The 18,998-nt window shown below is 44.4% G+C and carries 18 protein-coding genes, 2 tRNA genes and 1 riboswitch; of the genes, 7 read left to right on the forward strand and 13 right to left on the reverse strand.

Going from position 1 to position 18,998, the window contains the following annotated elements; translation table 11 throughout:
- Positions 1-10: 10 nt before the first annotated feature.
- Both GPK81_RS05300 and GPK81_RS05305 read left to right on the forward strand, forming a co-directional pair.
- Positions 11-712: a response regulator transcription factor gene (locus GPK81_RS05300; protein ID WP_015524367.1), complete on the forward strand. Its 702-nt coding sequence runs from the start codon at positions 11-13 to the stop codon at positions 710-712.
- On the forward strand, positions 709-2,118 hold the full coding sequence (locus tag GPK81_RS05305; RefSeq protein WP_215706661.1) for a sensor histidine kinase: 1,410 nt from the start codon (positions 709-711) through the stop codon (positions 2,116-2,118). Before GPK81_RS05300 ends, GPK81_RS05305 begins: the two co-directional genes overlap by 4 nt.
- Before the next feature lie 169 nt (positions 2,119-2,287).
- On the opposite strand, the gene GPK81_RS05310 is transcribed toward GPK81_RS05305, so the two are convergent.
- From GPK81_RS05310 to GPK81_RS05320, 3 genes are all read right to left on the reverse strand, one after another.
- The gene (locus GPK81_RS05310) at positions 2,288-2,788 is read right to left on the reverse strand and encodes a tRNA (cytidine(34)-2'-O)-methyltransferase (RefSeq protein ID WP_021975912.1); all 501 of its coding nucleotides are present in this window, start codon (positions 2,786-2,788) and stop codon (positions 2,288-2,290) included.
- A gap of 3 nt (positions 2,789-2,791) precedes the next feature.
- Entirely contained in the window at positions 2,792-3,403 is a 612-nt protein-coding gene (locus tag GPK81_RS05315) for an AIR synthase-related protein (RefSeq protein WP_215706662.1), read from the reverse strand.
- A 104-nt stretch (positions 3,404-3,507) separates the two neighbouring features.
- Positions 3,508-5,193: a B12-binding domain-containing radical SAM protein gene (locus GPK81_RS05320; protein WP_215706663.1), complete on the reverse strand. Its 1,686-nt coding sequence runs from the start codon at positions 5,191-5,193 to the stop codon at positions 3,508-3,510.
- A 224-nt stretch (positions 5,194-5,417) separates the two neighbouring features.
- Here GPK81_RS05320 and GPK81_RS05325 point away from each other — a divergent pair, with 224 nt between their 5' ends.
- Positions 5,418-6,098, forward strand: a complete 681-nt coding sequence (locus GPK81_RS05325) for a Crp/Fnr family transcriptional regulator (protein ID WP_021975908.1) — start codon at positions 5,418-5,420, stop codon at positions 6,096-6,098.
- A gap of 2 nt (positions 6,099-6,100) precedes the next feature.
- On the opposite strand, the gene trxA is transcribed toward GPK81_RS05325, so the two are convergent.
- Together trxA and GPK81_RS05335 are read right to left on the reverse strand one after the other, a co-directional pair.
- Positions 6,101-6,400, reverse strand: coding sequence for a thioredoxin (gene trxA, locus GPK81_RS05330; protein WP_021975907.1), 300 nt, complete (start codon positions 6,398-6,400; stop codon positions 6,101-6,103).
- 98 nt (positions 6,401-6,498) lie between these two features.
- A complete protein-coding gene (locus tag GPK81_RS05335; RefSeq protein WP_215706664.1) occupies positions 6,499-7,407 on the reverse strand; it encodes an NAD(P)/FAD-dependent oxidoreductase in 909 nt (302 codons plus the stop codon).
- A 313-nt stretch (positions 7,408-7,720) separates the two neighbouring features.
- Between GPK81_RS05335 and GPK81_RS05340 the strand changes: the two genes are divergently transcribed.
- Together GPK81_RS05340 and GPK81_RS05345 are read left to right on the forward strand one after the other, a co-directional pair.
- Entirely contained in the window at positions 7,721-8,905 is a 1,185-nt protein-coding gene (locus GPK81_RS05340) for an iron-containing alcohol dehydrogenase (RefSeq protein ID WP_021975905.1), read from the forward strand.
- 131 nt (positions 8,906-9,036) lie between these two features.
- Positions 9,037-9,109: transfer RNA gene (locus GPK81_RS05345), tRNA-Phe, on the forward strand.
- A 194-nt stretch (positions 9,110-9,303) separates the two neighbouring features.
- Here GPK81_RS05345 and GPK81_RS05350 read toward each other — a convergent pair.
- On the reverse strand, positions 9,304-10,383 hold the full coding sequence (locus GPK81_RS05350; RefSeq protein ID WP_215706665.1) for a 3D domain-containing protein: 1,080 nt from the start codon (positions 10,381-10,383) through the stop codon (positions 9,304-9,306).
- 162 nt (positions 10,384-10,545) lie between these two features.
- Here GPK81_RS05350 and GPK81_RS05355 point away from each other — a divergent pair, with 162 nt between their 5' ends.
- Together GPK81_RS05355 and GPK81_RS05360 are read left to right on the forward strand one after the other, a co-directional pair.
- Entirely contained in the window at positions 10,546-11,244 is a 699-nt protein-coding gene (locus GPK81_RS05355) for a lysozyme family protein (RefSeq protein WP_021975903.1), read from the forward strand.
- A 123-nt stretch (positions 11,245-11,367) separates the two neighbouring features.
- Positions 11,368-11,440: transfer RNA gene (locus GPK81_RS05360), tRNA-Gly, on the forward strand.
- A gap of 167 nt (positions 11,441-11,607) precedes the next feature.
- On the opposite strand, the gene GPK81_RS05365 is transcribed toward GPK81_RS05360, so the two are convergent.
- The 7 genes from GPK81_RS05365 to codY form a co-directional block, all read right to left on the reverse strand.
- Positions 11,608-12,792, reverse strand: a complete 1,185-nt coding sequence (locus tag GPK81_RS05365) for a phosphoribosylaminoimidazolecarboxamide formyltransferase (RefSeq protein WP_021975902.1) — start codon at positions 12,790-12,792, stop codon at positions 11,608-11,610.
- A gap of 30 nt (positions 12,793-12,822) precedes the next feature.
- Positions 12,823-13,536, reverse strand: coding sequence for an IMP cyclohydrolase (locus tag GPK81_RS05370; protein WP_021975901.1), 714 nt, complete (start codon positions 13,534-13,536; stop codon positions 12,823-12,825).
- Between the two features lie 87 nt (positions 13,537-13,623).
- A riboswitch (ZMP/ZTP riboswitch) is annotated at positions 13,624-13,705 on the reverse strand.
- 57 nt (positions 13,706-13,762) lie between these two features.
- Positions 13,763-15,217 carry an IMP dehydrogenase gene (guaB, locus tag GPK81_RS05375; protein WP_021975900.1) on the reverse strand — a complete coding sequence of 485 codons (1,455 nt, stop codon included), beginning with the start codon at positions 15,215-15,217 and terminating at the stop codon, positions 13,763-13,765.
- A 67-nt stretch (positions 15,218-15,284) separates the two neighbouring features.
- Entirely contained in the window at positions 15,285-15,788 is a 504-nt protein-coding gene (locus GPK81_RS05380; RefSeq protein ID WP_215706666.1) for a DUF6106 family protein, read from the reverse strand.
- A 117-nt stretch (positions 15,789-15,905) separates the two neighbouring features.
- On the reverse strand, positions 15,906-17,525 hold the full coding sequence (groL, locus tag GPK81_RS05385) for a chaperonin GroEL (protein WP_021975898.1): 1,620 nt from the start codon (positions 17,523-17,525) through the stop codon (positions 15,906-15,908).
- A gap of 47 nt (positions 17,526-17,572) precedes the next feature.
- Entirely contained in the window at positions 17,573-17,857 is a 285-nt protein-coding gene (gene groES / locus GPK81_RS05390; protein ID WP_021651813.1) for a co-chaperone GroES, read from the reverse strand.
- 340 nt (positions 17,858-18,197) lie between these two features.
- Positions 18,198-18,983 (reverse strand): GTP-sensing pleiotropic transcriptional regulator CodY, encoded by a 786-nt coding sequence (gene codY / locus GPK81_RS05395; protein WP_021975897.1) that lies wholly within the window; start codon positions 18,981-18,983, stop codon positions 18,198-18,200.
- Positions 18,984-18,998: the final 15 nt, after the last annotated feature.

Raw genomic sequence — 18,998 nt, forward strand, 5'->3', positions numbered from 1 at the left:
AGCGGAAACCATGGCTACAAAACAGAAAATCCTCATTGTTGACGATGACAACAACATCGCAGAGCTGGTAGCTCTCTACCTCACAAAAGAATGCTTTGAGACCAAGATCGTAAATGACGGCGAGGAAGCCCTGAAGCAGTTCCATATTTTTCACCCGGATCTGATCCTTCTGGATCTGATGCTTCCGGGCATTGACGGATACCAGGTATGTCGTGAGATCCGTCATACTTCCGATGTACCGATTATCATGCTTTCCGCCAAAGGAGAAACCTTTGACAAAGTCCTGGGACTGGAACTTGGAGCAGACGATTACATCATCAAACCTTTCGACTCCAAAGAACTGGTTGCCCGTGTCCGTGCAGTGCTTCGCAGATTCCATGTAAAATCACCGTCTGCCGCACCAAAGGAAAAATGTGTATCCTACCCGGATCTGGTGATCAACCTGACCAACTATTCTGTGACATATATGGGACATCAGATCGATATGCCGCCAAAGGAACTGGAGCTTCTCTATTTTCTGGCAGCTTCTCCCAATCAGGTTTTCACAAGGGAGCAGCTTCTGGATCATATCTGGGGCTATGAATACATCGGAGATACCAGGACTGTAGACGTTCACATCAAACGTCTCCGTGAGAAGATCAAGGATAATCCAAACTGGGCGCTTTCCACAGTCTGGGGCATCGGTTACAAATTTGAGGTAAAAGATTCATGAAACAGCATCTTTATACCAAACTGCTGATCCTGTATTTTGTGCTGGGCGGAATCTGCTTTCTGCTCCTTTCCTCCGGAGGCTCCTATCTGGTAGAAAAAAGGCTTGAACGCTCCACCGGAGAGTCCCTTTACCGCGCAGCCAGCCAGATGGTTTCCGGAAATGAACTCCGTCAGTCTGTAAAAGACCCGGAAAATGCCTCCCTCTCCCTGGCTCTTTCCTCTGCTGCCGCATTTCAAAATGCAGATTTCTGGGTCATGGACACGGACGGAACCGTTCTGATAAACACAGATGAACAGTCTTCCGGCTCCGGTGAGATCACTGTCAAAAATTTCCGGCCTGCAGATTACGAAAATATCTGTTATTCTTCCGGTACGTTTTATGGGACATTCAAAACCACGCAGTTAAGCACCGTCGTTCCCATAAAAGATACAGACCAGGTGATTGGTTATCTGGCAATCCACTACCCTATGAAAAACCTCTACGAAAGCCGCAGCAATATCGTAGAGGTTATGATCCTGATCTTTATTGTGATCTATGCACTGCTTTTCAGTTTTCTTCTGATCTACTTTTACCGGGTCCATAAACCTCTGAAAAAAATTTTAAAAGGCGCTCTGGAATTTGCCAACGGAAATCTTTCCTATACGATTCCAGTGGATTCTGAAGATGAGATGGGATATCTTTCCCACTCCCTGAATTACATGGCAGACAAGCTGAACAAAAACGGAGAATATCAGCGACAGTTTATCTCCAACGTATCCCATGATTTCCGCTCACCTCTGACCTCCATCAAAGGATATGTGGAAGCCATGCTGGATGGTACCATCCCACCGGAAATGCAGGAACGCTATCTGAAAGTCATTGCCTTTGAATCCACACGTCTGGAGAAATTGACCCGAAGCCTCCTTACCTTAAACGAACTGGATGTCAAAAAACGGATGATGCACATGCGGCGTTTTGATATCAACGAAACCATCCGTACTACAGCGGCCTCCTTCGAGGGGACCTGTTCGGAGCGGAATATCCGGCTGGAACTCCTTCTGGCAGGCAAAGAGCTGTTCGTCCGCGCGGATATGGAGCAGATCCAACAGGTACTGTACAATTTATTGGACAATGCAGTAAAATTCAGCAGCGACAATTCTTCCATTACACTGGAAACAACCGTCAACCATGGCAAAGTTTTTGTCTCTGTCAAAGACCGGGGAACCGGAATTCCAAAAGAAAGTCTTTCCAAAATCTGGGACCGTTTCTACAAGATTGATGCCTCCCGTGGAAAAGACCGTAAGGGAACCGGCCTTGGACTTGCTATTGTGAAAGAGATCATCAACGCCCACAAGCAGAATATTAATGTAATCAGCACTGTTGGTGTGGGAACGGAATTTATTTTTACTCTTGAAAAAGCAAAATAAAACATCAAAAAACCTCTGATCCGGAAAGCTGTAAAAGAAATATTCCTTAATATTTCCTGCAATCTTTCCGAATCAGAGGTTCTTTTATTTACTCTATAAATCTTCTTCAGCTTGCTATTCAGTATGTAAATCAGACATTTACTTTCAATTTTTCAATCCGTTCACAATCTTATTTCCAGTCGTAATTTCTCAGGTGCCCTTCCAGATTCATATGTGCAAAATTATGCTGGCGCAGTGCCTCATAAAGAACAATGGCAACAGAATTGCTCAGATTCAGGGAACGGATATCCCCGATCATAGGTATCCTCACGCAGGTTTCCTGATTTTTCACCAGAATATCCTCCGGAATTCCCGCACTTTCCTTGCCAAACATAATAAAACAGTCATCCTCATACTTTACATCTGTATAAGTCTGAGGCGCCTTGGTGGTTGCGTAATAGATCTTCGCTCCCGGATTCTTCTTGAGAAAATCCTCATAGTCCAGATATCTGGTCACATCCAGATGTTCCCAGTAATCCATGCCTGCACGCTTGATTGCCTTCTCATTGAGACGGAAACCAAGCGGCTCGATCAGATGTAACCTGGTTCCTGTTGCCACGCAGGTTCTTCCAATATTTCCTGTATTTGCCGGAATCTCCGGCTCATGGAGTACAATGTTTAAAACTCCCATTATTTATCCTCTTTTCAGTATTTTAATCTCGTCTTCCGCCGGACGCTCCAGATATCTGGCATTTCCGCCGCTGTAAAGAAGCCTGTCATTTCCGGAATTGGTCTGCCCGATCACTGCTGCCATGATCCCTTCTCTTCGTAACTCCTGCACAAACGCATCGCCACCCTGGATTCCCAGAAGAATACTTCCACCGGAAAGTAGTTTATAGGGATTCACATCAAAGATCTCACAGATCTCTATGGTTTCCTGTCGGATGGGTACGCTTCGAAGGTCTGCGCTAAGTCCCACTCCGGATGCTTCCGCCATTTTCCAGAGCGCAGACAGAAAGCCGCCTTCCCCCATCAGATACCTGGCACTGGCTCCGGACGCTTCCGCCATCTTCCAGACCTTATTGTTCTCTTTTTTCATTCCTGTTCCGTAAACTTCCGGAAGTTTTCCGGCATCTTCAAGGAACCGTTCCGAAAAAACTTCCCGCAGTCTGTCATGGTAGTTCTCTGCAATCCATGCCGTACCTTCTGCTGCCACAGGGCCTGCCACGATCAGTTCATCTCCGGGTTTCAGCTGTCCGTCAATTTCCGCCTGAAGTGCCTCCAGTGCTTTTTTCCCAAGTTTCATACCTGCCGCCTTAGTAAATGATCAGCGAAAGCACAGTCGGAACTACCATTGCCAGAACCAGAATAACTGCGATGATCGCTGTGATCACTTTTCTTTTTTTCGGATCAAACATTCCCATAATTTTTATTCACCTCATCTGTAATATCCGTTAATCGCGCATTGTTGGTCAAAGGATCCCTGTCTGTATAATCGAAAAGAATCGTCTTTCCATCCCGGAACACCTCGATATGGGCGGTCTTCGGGATTTTTTCCGCTTTCCGGTAATCCCAGATCAGCCGCTCGTATGGCTTCTGATCGGATGCAAAAGATGGTCTGCTCTTTAAATTCTCCCGAAGATAAAGATCCAGAAGCATCACATCGGAAAGGACTTCCAGCGGGATCTCTTTCTGTTCTCCGGCAAATTCCATCAGGATCTCATAGCGTCTCATCCTGGAATGAGAAATCTCCGAGTATCCTTTTTTCTCATAAAATCTGCCAAGTGCCTCATACATCCGGAAAGGATCTTCAAAATACTGTTCCAGAAATACAAGGGTGTGTTTGAACTGACCACTATTATAATACACTTCCACCATACTTTCCACCATTTTCAGCCCCAAAATCTCCCCGTAGGTCAGCCAGGCTGTGGAAAGCACTTCATAAGGTTCCCGGTCTTTGTAAAGGATCTGATATTCTCCGGTCATCTCCATCATATGGGAACCCTTCAGCACTTTCAGAAAACCAAGCTGAAACTGCTCCGGCCGCAGTGCATAGACATCGCAGAAAGACTTGTGGAAGCTTTCATATCCCTCATAGGGAAGTCCTGCGATCAGATCCAGATGCTGGTGGATATTTCCAAAGCCGTGGATCTGCTCTACGATTCCTTTCAGTTTTTCAAAATCCATGGTTCTCCGAATAGCTTTGATGGTCTGCGGATTGGTGGACTGTACCCCGATTTCCAGCTGGATCAGGCCCGGGCGCATGGTTTTCATCAGAGCCAGTTCCTCCTCACGGAGAAGGTCCGCGGAAATTTCAAAATGGAAGTTCGTGATCCCGTTGTCATGCTCTGTAATATACCGCCAGATTGCCATGGCGTGGTCATGTTTACAGTTGAAGGTACGGTCCACAAATTTGACCTGTGGAACTTTATTATCAATAAAAAACTGCAGTTCTTTTTTTACAAGTTCAATATCCCGGAACCGGAGCTTCTTATCTATGGAAGAAAGACAGTAACTGCAGGAAAATGGACATCCCCTGCTGCTCTCATAATAAATAATGCGGTTTTTAAACTCCGTAAGGTTGCTGTATGCAAACGGAACTTTACTTAAGTCCATCAGTTCCCGCCAGCCTGTGTGTACAATATCCGGGACTTTGGTTTCGTCATGAAATGCCACACCTCGGATTTCTTTCAGGTTTTCCGGTTTTCTTTCTATATAATAGCCTGCCAGTTCATGGAAAGTTTCTTCTCCCTCTCCTACCATCACACCAAAAAATGCGGGATTCTTTTTCAGAAATTCCACCGCATCGTAAGATACTTCCGGACCGCCTGCCCAGAAATCCACATGTGGAAGGATTTTCTTAAGATCCGGTACCAGTTCTTTTACAAAGGAAATATTCCAGATATAGCAGGAAAAACAGATCACATCCGGCTGTTCCAGATAAATGTCCTTTAAAATATCATCCTGGATCTGATTGATCGTATACTCTTTGATCACTACATTGGGGCTGTACTCTCCAGAACAGGATTTCAGGTTGTATACTGCAAGATTGGAATGGATATATTTTGCGTTGCACGCTGCAAGTAAAATTTTCAAAATTTGTATTCTCCTAACTTCCGCCGGATGATCTCCCTCTTTACCCGGCATTTTTCATTATTTCTCCGTTTGATTCTTTCGCCTTATGATTATAGCGTTCCCATCCCCGGATGTAAATAGAAAAACCGGATTCCTCTTTTGCAACAAAGATTCCGTTTCTGTTGTATTTCCATTCAAACAGCGTTAAAATGGATACTACATCTTTTATAAAGGAGTACCTTTTTATGGACCGAAACAGCTGCCTGAACTATTTTCAGGCTTTTCCCTTCTGGGAACATATGACCGAAGAAGACCAGGATTTTCTTCTTGATAATATCCGTGAACTTCATTACCCGGCAGGTGCTGCCATACAGTCAGAAGAACGCCAGTGTCTGGGAACTCTTTTTCTTCTGAAGGGCGTTCTCCGCGTGTACCTTCTGTCCTCTCAGGGAAAAGAAGCCACACTGTACCGTTTAAGGGACAGTGATATCTGCACCCTTTCCGCTTCCTGTATGCTTTCTGCCATCACATTTGATGTGCAGATCGATGCGGAAACAGACTGTGATCTTCTTCTGCTTCCGGCAGTTCCTTTTTCCCGGCTGATGAAAAACAATATCTATCTGGAAAATTTCATCTATAAACGGACAACCGAACATTTCTCGGATGTGATCGCCGGAATCGAACGGACATTTTTTATGACGTTACCTCAGAGGATCGCAGCCTTCCTGCTGGACGAAGCTGCAGATACCGGTTCTGATGAACTCACTCTCACCCAGGAGGCAATCGCCCGCTCCATCGGAAGTGCCAGGGAGGCAGTCAGCCGCAGCCTCAAAAAAATGAATAAAGACGGCTCTATCCAGATCTCACGGGGATCGATCCGCATTCTGGATAAAAGCCGTCTTTATGAAATGATGAATACTTTCTGATCTTACTGAAGTGCTGCTTCAAGCTCTGCTTTTGATGTCAGTCCCACAAAACGTGCAGTCTCTTTTCCACCTTTAAACACAAGCAGTGTAGGAATACTCATGATCTTATACTGCTGTGCAAGAGACGGCTCTTTATCTACGTCTACTTTCCCTACTTCGTATCCTGCTTCTGCCAGTTCTTCCACAACCGGAGCCTGACGTCTGCACGGTCCGCACCAGGTTGCCCAGAAATCTACCAGTACCGGTTTCTCTGCATTTAATACCTCTGTTTCAAAATTGTCTGTTGTAAAAACTTTTGCCATGATAAAATTCCTCCTTAAATTTATATGTTATAAAATCCGATCCTGTTTCTGATCGTTATCAGTTTCTGCCTTTCTTCTGAATTTATACTGTATGCACTCTATGCCTGCTTTTTCAAAAGTTTCCGCACATACTGACAGGCGGAAAGGCCTGCCTGCGCTCCATCATGTACCGCTTTTGCCACCTGAAGAAGGCCTCCGGTACAATCCCCTGCCGCATACAGTCCTGGAACCGTTGTTTCCATCTCCTCATTCACCCGGATATTTCCTTTTTCATTCAGTTCCGCACCAATCTGGCGGGCCATTTCTGAACTTCCGGCTGTACCCAAGGCCACAAAAACACCTTCTGCGGGTGCAAATGACGTTTGCGGTTCGCCTGCTTCCTGTAAAGATACATCTCCTTTCAGGCGAAGTCCCTGAACACGCTCATCTCCCTCAATTGCCTGAATTTTCATGGTATTCACGTCAATCGCATTCTCCTTTGAAAATTCCGGTTTCTTTCCATCTGTAAAAATCGTCACATGAGAAGCTGTATGAGAAAGTTCCTCAGCTTCATGAAGGGCAAAATCGCTGTTTCCAAGAACCGCCACATCTTTTCCGCGGTAGAAAAAAGCATCGCATACTGCACAGTAGCTGACTCCTTTTCCTTCAAATTCCTTCACTCCCGGGATCTTCGCAGAAGCTCTTTTGCTTCCCGTTGCCAGGATCACACTGCGGGCTTCAAAATCGCCTTCCGTTGTTTTCACCTCAAAGGTATCAAAGCCTCCCATTCCCACGACCTGGGCATCCAGGGTCCTGACACCAAGTGCCCTGGCCTGTTCAAGTCCTCTTTCAAAAAGTTCTTTTCCGGAAAGAGGTCTCTCAAGTCCGTAATAATTCTCGATCTTCTCTGCTTTTTCCAGTGAACCGATTCCTGTATTGATGATCAGCGGGTCCATATTTCCTCTCGCTGCATAAAGAGCTGCGGAAATTCCTGCCGGGCCTGCTCCTACGATAATGATATTTTCCATTTCAGACACCTGCTTTCTTCTGCTTCTTTGAAATCTGTTTTATAATATACGCTCTGCATCGGTCTGTTTCTGTGATTAAGTCACTTTTGCTTTCTCACAGAACCTATTATACCACACCCTTCTGGAATTACACCCTTTTTATCATCTTTATCTTCCCTGTTTTTCCTGTTGCAAACGTTTTCCGAAATCTTGCACCCTGACTTCTTCTATGCTATTATTATAACAGTTTTGCTGATGCAGACCATTCAATTTTATTGTTTGTTTTTGAATATTTCAGATAGATCAGTTATGAAATAAGGGAGAGTTATTTATTATGAGAAGTTTTGAATATTTCACCCCCACACGGGTGGTTTTTGGAAAAGATACACATCTTAAAGTTGCCACACTTCTGAAAGAACAGCATTGTAAAAAAGTTCTGATCCACTACGGCGGACACAGTGCCATTAAATCCGGTCTTATTGATGAAATCAGATCCGTACTTGACGAGGCAGGAATTGCCTATGTAACTCTTGGAGGCGTCGTTCCAAATCCACGGCTTTCCAAGGTCCGGGAGGGAATTGAGCTCTGCCGCAGAGAAAATGTGGATTTTCTTCTTGCTGTAGGAGGCGGAAGTGTTATTGATTCCTGTAAAGCCATCGGTTACGGCCTTGCAAATCCGGAAACCGATGTATGGAACTTTTTCCTCCGCACCGAAACTCCAAAAGCCTGTCTTCCAGTTGGTGTGATCCTTACCATCGCAGCTTCCGGAAGTGAAATGAGCAATTCCTGCGTCATCACAAATGAAGACGGCTGGCTGAAACGCAGTACTGCCCGAAATGACCTGTGCAGACCACGTTTTGCCATTCTGAATCCACGGCTTACATACACCTTACCTCAGTACCAGACCGAAAGCGGCTGTGTGGATATCCTGATGCATACCATGGAACGGTATTTCGTAAATATCGAAACTATGGAAATTACAGACAGCATCAGCGAATCCCTGATGCAGACGGTAATCTACAATTCCCGTATCTTGCTGAAAGAGCCGGATAATTATACCGCCAGAGCAGAAATCATGTGGGCAGGAAGTCTCTCTCACAACGGTCTTACCGGCTGTGGAACCGGTGGCGGTGACTGGGCATGTCATCAGCTGGAACATGAACTTGGAGGGACCTACGATGTAGCTCACGGTGCCGGTCTGGCCGCATTGTGGGGAAGCTGGGCACGTTATGTCTATGACGCAAATCCGGAGCGTTTTGCCCAGTTTGCCACCAACGTATTCGAAATCCCATGTAGCATCGATTTCAACAAAACCGCGCTTGCCGGTATTGAAGCTATGGAAGATTATTTCCGCTCCATTCAGATGCCTACCAGCCTTCATGAGCTTGGTCTTGATCTTACAGAAAAAGATATCCACGATCTGGCATTTAAGTGCAGTTATGAAGATACCCGTACCATCGGTGTCTTCAAACAGTTAAATATGAAAGATATGGAAAAAATTTATCTGGCTGCCCGCTGAATGTGCCGCATATAATATTGCAGATGTTTTTTTGAAAATCGGATTTTTCAGAAAAACATCTGCTTTTTTCATTTTCCCCTTGCATTCTCTACATAAATGTGTTAAAGTAACAAAGTACTCGAAAGAGACATGCCCAGATAGCTCAGTTGGTAGAGCAGAGGACTGAAAATCCTCGTGTCGCTGGTTCGATTCCGGCTCTGGGCATTATTTTTTGCTCTGTTTACAGTTCCTGTTTCCTGTTAAACAGAGTTTTTCTTTTTATAAATAAAAAATACTGCATTCGACGTTTTCTGATAAAGCGGATATTTATATTCCGATTTATACGTAAAGTCTGATGCAGTATTTTTTGTTATACGTATTACATCACATATTGTAGTTGTAGATGATTTCCTGCATTTTTACTGAAGGAGATAAACTTCTGTATAAAATACGCCTTTCTCTTCTGCCTCTGAATGTGTGGCAACATAAACATCAATACAGTTGGTACGGATCGCGCCTCCGCAATCCTCCGCAACGTAAACCTGTCCATTGATCACTACCTTGGAACCATAAGGAATCTGGCTGGGATCTACTGCTATGGTATGATTGGTTGTTGCTGTTACGCCTGTAGATGTGATTCCGTTTGACCATGGGCCACAGCAGATACTGCATGGACAGTAATGGGTAATACGAAAAGTTCCCAGAGATTTCAATGTTGCATCAGAGGAAACAGATACCGGTGTTCCAATCTGCACTCCATTGGCAGATGTTCCGGAACCACCTGTAGATGTCACGCCATCTACGGCATCTGCAAAAATACCCTCTCCGGAGCTCTTGGTAAGGGAGCCGGCTTTTGTTTTCTTTTCCTGTTCTGCTTTGGCCATCTCAGTCTCCTGGTATCCTTCCAGACAACTGGTAGGAATATATCCCATCTGCTGTGCGCCACTGTCATCTGTGTAAACGATACGGCTCCAGATGTCATCTACTGTACCAGTCCTCTTCAGTTCATCATCCTGAAGAACTTCTCCTACTACTTCTCCGTCTTTTTTTCCCGGATAATCAAGAATATCGCTGTCTTTGGCTGCCGTGACTGTATCCGTAAATTTATTCACGGTTTCCGTATCACTGAGCACGCTATCCTGAACATAACCGATAATCTTGTCCTCTCCGTCTTTCTGAAATGTGACTTTACTCCATCCGTTGTCACATACGGCAACTCTCTCTAGTTTCGTTCCCAGAAGAACAGATCGAAGTTCTGTTCCGCTTTCTCCTGGATTGGACCGAATTGCAGTGTTCTTCGCAGTGACATAAAGAGTATCTGTCTTCGCCAGTGCATTTACTGTATTTCCTTCCCCATCATCAATCTGAAACTGTTGGGGTGATTTTTTCTCCTGTGTATATGTATTCAGTGTCGCTTCATATCCAAGTACCTCTGCAGATGCTGATACAGGGAACATCATGGAAGCACACAAAATAACTGCAAGAAGCCTTTTACGCATGAAATCTTGCCTCCTTTTTTCCGGCATTCTGCGGTTTGTCCCGACTATCATAGCATATCAGATCGTATTTTGCAATTTTGCAAGTCAGTCTTCAGAAAATTTTAACAAAAAGATCACATTTCTTAACTGGTCAAATCCCCATCTGACGGGTAAAATAAGCTTATGAATACAAAACGAAAGAATCATAAACTTACAAAAAAACAACGTCAGCGTCTCCGCATACGCCAGGTCCGCAGACAGAAAATCTTCCTGGGTTGCATCTTCCTGCTGATTCTCGGATGTATTTTTCTGCGCTTACCCAGATTTTCCGGAAAGCAGACAACTACGCACCAGATCAATGCATCCTGTGAAGCCTACCGGGATGAAGTTTCCACAGAAGCCGCCCAATATGGCATGTCTGACTATGTAGATCTGATCCTGGCAGTTATGATGCAGGAAAGCTCCGGTCAGGGAACCGATCCCATGCAGTCATCAGAAGGCGCTTATAACACGCAGTATCCTCAGCAGCCCAACGGAATCACAGATCCTTCCTACTCTATCTCCTGTGGAATTCAGGAGCTGAAATATGCCCTGGATAAATCCGGATGCACCGGACCTGCTGATCTGCCCCATATCCGCCTTGCCCTGCAGGCCTATAACTTTGGCACAGATTCCTATTTCTCTTATCTCGAAAAAAACGGAGAAACTTCCTGGACAACTGAAAGCGCCCAGGCATTCGCCCAGATGGCAAGTGGTGGCAGACAACGTGATGAAGATGATCCTCTTCACGATCCGGCAGGGCCATGGGATTACGGTGACCAGTATTATCCTGATCACGTACTTCGCTATTATCATACAAGCAGCGGATCTGAAACATCCTGATCTTGAAATGTCTTCTTTTTTTTAATTTTTCAAAAAAATCAAAAAAAAGATTTGACATACCATAAAAACTATGCTAATATATGTCTTGTCGATGAGGGAAACATCTCGTAAGATAAGACACATGCGATAGTGGCGTAGTTGGTAACGCGCGACCTTGCCAAGGTCGAGACCGCGGGTTCGAGCCCCGTCTATCGCTCTTCGGAACTCTGAATCATTCAGAGTTCTTTTTTTATGCCATAAAAAATACGATAGCTGAACCATGCAAAAAGATCCCGAATCGGAACTTCCTGAAAGGAATCCTGATCCGGGATCTTTTATATAAGGCAGACATTCTTATTCTGTCTTATTACATACTCATATATTTTAGTGATGGAAAAGTCTGATTCCTGTAAATGCCATTACCATTCCATACTTATTGCAGGTATCGATAACTGCATCATCGCGGACAGATCCGCCTGGCTCTGCAATATATTTCACGCCACTCTTATGTGCACGCTCAATATTATCACTGAACGGGAAGAATGCATCTGAACCAAGAGTCACATCTGTAAGGCCATCCAGCCATGCACGCTTCTCTTCTCTTGTAAACACTTCCGGTTTCTCGGTAAATGTTTTCTCCCATGCACCATCTGCAAGAACATCCATATACTCCTCACCAATGTAAACATCGATGGCATTGTCTCTCTCTGCACGTGTGATGGTATCTTTAAACGGAAGATTCAGCACCTTCGGGCACTGACGGAGATACCAGTTATCTGCCTTCTGACCTGCAAGACGTGTGCAGTGAACTCGTGACTGCTGACCTGCACCAACGCCGATCGCCTGTCCATCTTTTACAAAGCATACGGAATTGGACTGTGTGTATTTCAGAACGATCAGAGAAACTTTCAGATCTCTTTTGGCTTCCTCTGTAAGCTCTTTATTTTCTGTTACAATATTGGAGATCAGTTCATCATTGATTGCAAGCTCCTGGCGTCCCTGCTCAAAAGTAACACCAAATACCTGCTTGTGCTCCAGTGGCTCCGGAACATAATTTTCATCGATCTGGATTACATTGTAGTTGCCTTTTTTCTTCTGTTTCAGGATTTCCAGTGCTTCCTCTGTATATCCCGGTGCGATCACACCATCCGAAACCTCTCTTTTGATCAACATTGCGGTATCCTTGTCGCAGACATCAGAAAGAGAAATGAAATCACCGAAAGATGACATACGGTCTGCACCTCTTGCTCTTGCATACGCACATGCAAGCGGGGAAAAATCCTTCCAGTCCATATCATCTACCCAGTAGATCTTGGCCAGTGTCTCATTCAGCGGAAGTCCGATGGAAGCGCCTGCCGGAGATACATGTTTAAAAGAAGTTGCTGCCGGAAGTCCGGTTGCTTTCTTAAGGTCACGTACCAGCTGCCAGCCGTTAAACGCATCCAGGAAGTTAATATAGCCCGGTCTTCCGGAAAGTACCTGGATCGGAAGGTCACTTCCGTCTGCCATATAAATCTTGGATGGTTTCTGATTCGGGTTGCATCCGTATTTTAACTGTAATTCTTTCATGGAAAAATCCTCCGTTCTCTGCGATATTGATTATTTATTCTTGTTTACAATTCTGGATTCATATTTACCTGTTTCAATGTCAATGAAACGGACAAACAGGGAAACTTTATTGTCCTGATTCAGGCTCTCCCAGAGAAGGTTTGTAAAATCATCAATATCATCCGGAATCTCTACCGGCTTCGGCTCTCCCTCAAAACTTGGAAGCGGGTTTCCGTCACATTTATAAGTATGAATGAAGCGTCCCTGTCCTGCTGCCGCATTCTCATAAGCGAATGTATAACGGAGGCAGGAATCTGGATTTCCATTGTTACTCTTTAAGATAGACATTGCATAGCTGAATTTTCCGTTCTCCACATGAAGAACACCGGAAATACGAGGTGTATAATTCGGTGCATCCGGCTCAAATTCTCTGCTTCGGAGAGACTGCTCAAAAGTAAGCTGTCTGTCCATGCCCTCATAGATGGTATCTGTCTGATCACCGTTTGTTACGATCGTCTTGTTTCCAAGGACACGTACCGGTGCATAAATAATCAGGCTCGGGTCTGTAAGTTTGGACGGGTCAAATGCCTGTGTGCGGATTCCCTCACCATCCTCAACAAAAATACGGTTTCTGCTGTTCTCACTTCTTCCCATGATAAAATATGCGGTAACAGCGTGCTTTCCGTCAGCGGAACGTCCGATCACAATTCCTCTTCCTGGGTAGGAATTCTCTTTCAGTTCTTTTTCAAGTGAAAATGTAGTCATTTTTCACAGTCCTCCTTGTCTAATGTAAGGCCCGGGGATCATTCCAGGTATTAACAGGTAACAAAAAACCGCCTGGACACCCCTTTATCAGGCTGCCCAGGCGGTCGGCTTCTCATTTCACTGCACTCCCTGTAGGTAATCCTACTTTCCGCCAGTCATGCAGCTTCTGTTGTTATACTACAATACTTCTTCTGAATTTTCAAGTCCCTATTTTCTGAAATATTCTTTACTCGTCTACGCTGTAGTTTGGAGCCTCTTTTGTGATATGGATGTCATGTGGATGTGACTCCTTGAGAGATGCAGCGGAGATCTTAATGAATCTGCCTGTTGTTTTCAGCTTCTCAATGTTCTCTGCTCCGCAGTAACCCATACCGGATCTTAAACCGCCAATTAACTGGAATACGGTATCCTCAACGTGTCCTTTGTATGCAACACGTCCTTCAACACCTTCCGGAACAAGCTTCTTGGCGTTCTCCTGGAAGTAACGATCCTTGCTGCCGTTCTCCATAGCTGCAATAGATCCCATTCCACGGTATACTTTATATTTTCTTCCCTGATAGAGCTCGAATGTTCCCGGGCTCTCATCGCATCCAGCAAACATGCTGCCCATCATGCAGACATTGGCGCCTGCCGCGATAGCCTTGGTGATGTCTCCGGAATACTTGATTCCACCATCTGCGATGATCGGGATTCCGTAGCTGTTGGCTACTTCATAGCAATCCATAACAGCAGTAACCTGCGGTACACCGATACCTGCAACAACACGTGTGGTACAGATAGATCCAGGTCCGATACCAACTTTAACTGCATCTACACCAGCTTCGATCAGTGCCTTGGTAGCTGCTCCTGTTGCAACGTTACCTGCGATAACCTGAAGTTCCGGATATGCAGCCTTGATCTCGCGGACTGCTTTTAAGATATTCTCAGAATGACCATGTGCGGAATCAATTACGATTACATCCACATTCGCTTTCACAAGTGCATCTACACGTGCAAGTACATTGGCTGTGATACCAACTGCCGCACCACAGAGAAGACGTCCCTGTGCATCCTTGGCTGCAAGCGGATATTTGATCTGTTTCTCGATATCCTTGATGGTAATGAGTCCTTTTAAATTAAAGTCGTCATCTACAATGGGTAATTTCTCCTTACGGGATTTCGCAAGGATCTTCTTGGCATCCTCAAGTGTGATTCCTTCCTTGGCTGTGATCAGTCCTTCAGAAGTCATGCACTCCTTGATCTTTCTGCTGAAATCTGTCTCAAATTTAAGATCACGGTTTGTGATAATACCTACAAGCTTTCTGCCTTCTGTGATCGGAACACCGGAAATACGGTATTTCGCCATCAGATCATTGGCATCTTTCAGTGTATGCTCCGGTGAAAGATAAAATGGATCTGTAATAACACCGTTCTCAGAACGTTTAACCTTATCAACCTCTTCTGCCTGTGCTTCGATGGACATATTCTTATGGATGATACCGATACCACCCTGTCTGGCCATGGCAATTGCCATTCTGTGCTCTGTAACTGTGTCCATTCCCGCACTCATCATGGGGATATTCAGCTTTACTTTCTTGGTTAAATACGTTGAAACATCTACCTGATTCGGAATCACTTTAGAATAAGCCGGAACCAGAAGGACGTCATCAAACGTAATGCCTTCACCAATAATAGTACCCATTGCATTTCCTCCCTTGTGTAAGATATTTTAAATTTGTGAACTAGTGTAACAAAAAACAAGATTCATGTCAATCCAAAAAAACTTTACTTGGTGCAGAATTTTTCATGGTGTTTGCAAGTGCGTCATCCAGTTCCAGGATCACTTTGCAGGTTTCTCCACTGTCTCTTATGATCATTGCATAGCGTTTATGATCCTCAATTCCTGATGAAAAATCATACTCTTTCATCTTCTGATTGCCATTATAATAGTCCATTCTGTGGGACTTTAATGGTGCCACAAGGTCTGCCTCCGCAAGCTGGAGCGATTTCACTCTTTTCCTTTTTGATTTTGACATGATCATATCAATGTCCAGTTCTCCGTTAACAAACAGATACTCGTACTCCAGATCTGTCTTCGGTATTACAAAATAACATGCAATACCAAGTGCAATAGCCGGTACCAGCAAAAGTACATTCAGCACAAGGCCTCCCAGGACCATGATCACCGTCAGCACTATCAGACCGTATTTCACAACCAGATCTTTCGCTGTCTGCTTCTTTTTTACCAGAAGCTCTGAATATAAGTCACTCATTTGTTTCTTCCTTTCGTAATTTACTGACTTTTTGATTATAACACAAAAAGAGAGCCGCGTCTATGACGCAGGCCCTCTCATTTTGTGAATTAATTATTTCACCTGCTAAGCTGATAATTACATCATTCCCATTCCCGGGTTTGCAGCCGGAGCCGGAGTATCTTCTTTGATTGTGGAAACTACAGCCTCTGTTGTAAGGAGTGTAGATGCAACACTTGTAGCATTCTGAAGAGCACTTCTTGTAACCTTAGCCGGATCAAGGATTCCGTTCTCAACCATGTTTACGTATTTCTCATTGAGAGCATCGAAGCCTGTACCGATCTCAGACTCTCTTACTTTGTTGATAATAACAGCGCCTTCCAGTCCTGCGTTTGCAGCGATGTGGAACAGCGGAGCCTCAAGAGCTTTCAGGATCACATAAGCACCTGTCTTCTCATCTCCTTCAAGTGTTGTTGCAAGTTTTGCAACCTCTTTGGAAGCATGGATGTAAGCAGATCCGCCACCTGCGATGATACCTTCCTCAACAGCTGCTCTTGTTGCTGCAAGAGCATCCTCAAGACGAAGTTTTGCTTCTTTCATCTCTGTCTCAGTAGCAGCACCTACACGGATAACAGCTACGCCGCCAGCCAGTTTTGCAAGTCTCTCCTGAAGTTTCTCTTTATCGAACTCGGATTTTGTCTCCTCGATCTGAGCACGGATCTGTGCAACACGTTTTGCAATGGCATCTTTGTCACCGAGACCATCAACGATAACTGTGTTCTCTTTTGCAACTTTAACAGATTTTGCACGTCCAAGCTGCTCCATCTTAGCTTCTTTCAGGTCAAGACCAAGCTCATCGGAGATCACCTGTCCGCCTGTCAGGATCGCGATATCCTGAAGCATCTCTTTTCTTCTGTCACCATAGCCAGGAGCTTTTACAGCTACTACCTGGAAGGTTCCTCTCAGTTTGTTGACGATCAGAGTTGTAAGGGCCTCACCCTCAACATCCTCAGCGATGATGAGAAGTTTCGCACCGGCCTGAACAACCTGCTCAAGAAGTGGAAGGATCTCCTGGATATTGCTGATCTTCTTGTCTGTGATCAGGATGTACGGATCATCAAGAGTTGCCTCCATTTTCTCCATATCTGTGGACATGTATGCGGAAATATATCCACGGTCAAACTGCATACCTTCTACAAGGTCAAGCTCTGTATGCATGGTCTTGGACTCCTCAACAGTGATAACACCGTCTTTGGAAACTTTCTCCATAGCATCAGCAACAAGCTGTCCAACCTGCTCATCACTTGCAGAGATTGCTGCTACGTTAGCGATCTGCTCTTTGCCGTTGATTGCCTGGCTCATGTTCTTGATCGCTTCTACTGCAACATCTGTTGCTTTTTTCATACCTTTTCTGAGGATGATCGGGTTGGCACCTGCTGCCAGGTTCTTCATTCCCTCATGAACCATTGCCTGAGCAAGTACAGTCGCTGTTGTAGTACCATCACCTGCTACATCGTTTGTCTTGGATGCAACTTCCTTGATGATCTGAGCACCCATGTTCTCGAATCCGTCCTCAAGCTCGATCTCTTTTGCGATGGAAACACCATCGTTTGTGATAAGCGGAGCACCGAAAGATTTGTCAAGTACTACGTTTCTTCCTTTCGGTCCAAGTGTTACTCTTACTGTATCTGCAAGTTTATTTACACCAGCTTCAAGTGCTGCTCTTGCTTCTGCGCCATATTTAATTTCTTTTGCCATGATAAAATGACCTCCTATTTATATTGATATACGATAAGATGTTTATATTATTTAATAACTGCCAGGATATCTTCCTGTTTTACAATGATGTAATCCGTACCATCCATCTTAACTTCTGTTCCTGCATATTTGGAGTAAATAACAGTGTTTCCGACTTCTACTTCCATCTTTACTTCTTTGCCATTTACAACTCCGCCAGGACCAACTGCGATAACTTCTGCCTGCTGTGGTTTCTCCTGTGCCTGTCCCGGAAGTACGATTCCGGATGCTGTTGTCTCTTCTGCCTCAACCTGTTTTAATACTACTCTGTCGCCTAAAGGTACTAACTTCATGATCTATGTTCCTCCTTATCAGTTCCATTTTCGTTTGCTAGCACTCACTTTCTACGAGTGCTAATCACTATGGCTATATTAGTGAATTTCACGTTTTTTCGCAACTCTTTTAAGATATACTATTTCTAGTTTATTCTCGTTATATCTCTTTAATACTCTTATTTTCTCTTATTTTCTTAATTTCATTATTTATTTTGATTTTTTCTAAAAAGATACACTTTCCTTTTATGCGATCCTGCAAAAGAATTTCAGTAAAAAAGAGACTGCCCACAATAACGGGTAGTCTCTTTCGTCACGTTCTTTATCTTATATTATCAGTCGGCAGATAATGCAGATCGCATTATGCCTTTTTGTTTCTCTGTGCCTTGATCTCCTCAAGCTCGTCGAAGATTACTTCATTAAGAACCTTAATGTAAGTTCCCTTCATACCGGAAGAACGGGACTCGATCACACCTGCACTCTCAAATTTACGCAGTGCATTTACGATCACAGATCTGGTGATACCTACGCGGTCAGCAATCTTGCTGGCAACAAGGATGCCTTCGTCTCCATCCAGTTCATCAAAGATATGGATGATCGCCTCAAGCTCTGAGAAGGACAGGGTACTGAACGCAGATTTCACGATCTGCTGCTTTCTGTCTTCCTCCGCATTCTCATCATGAACCGCACGCATCATTTCCAGACCTACAACAGTTGTACCGTACTCACTGACAATAATATCTTCAATATCATACGGATGATCGTTACGATACATAAATAATGTTCCCAGTCTCTCACCTGCAATATCGATAGGGTTTACGATTCCCTGATAATTCCCTGGTACATGCTCAAAGCCAAGTGTCTGGAGATTGACATTCTCCTTGGTAGAAAGAACGCCAAGAAATCTCTCGTTCAATAACGGATCAATATGTCCGCCGATCTTATCATCGATCAGCTCTGTGATCTCATCTACGCCCGGACAGATACTGACTCCCAGAACCTTACCTTTCTTACTGAGTACCAGGATGTTGGAACTTAAGGTTTCCATGAGCACCTGGCAAATGTCGTTAAACACTACCTTGCTTGAGCTGCTGTTATGCAGAAGCTTATTGATTTTTCTAGTTTTATCTAGCAACTGAACGCTCATTTTTTCCTCCTTTCA

The sequence above is a fragment of the Blautia sp. MCC283 genome, from assembly GCF_018785565.1.
Classification (GTDB): domain Bacteria; phylum Bacillota; class Clostridia; order Lachnospirales; family Lachnospiraceae; genus Blautia_A.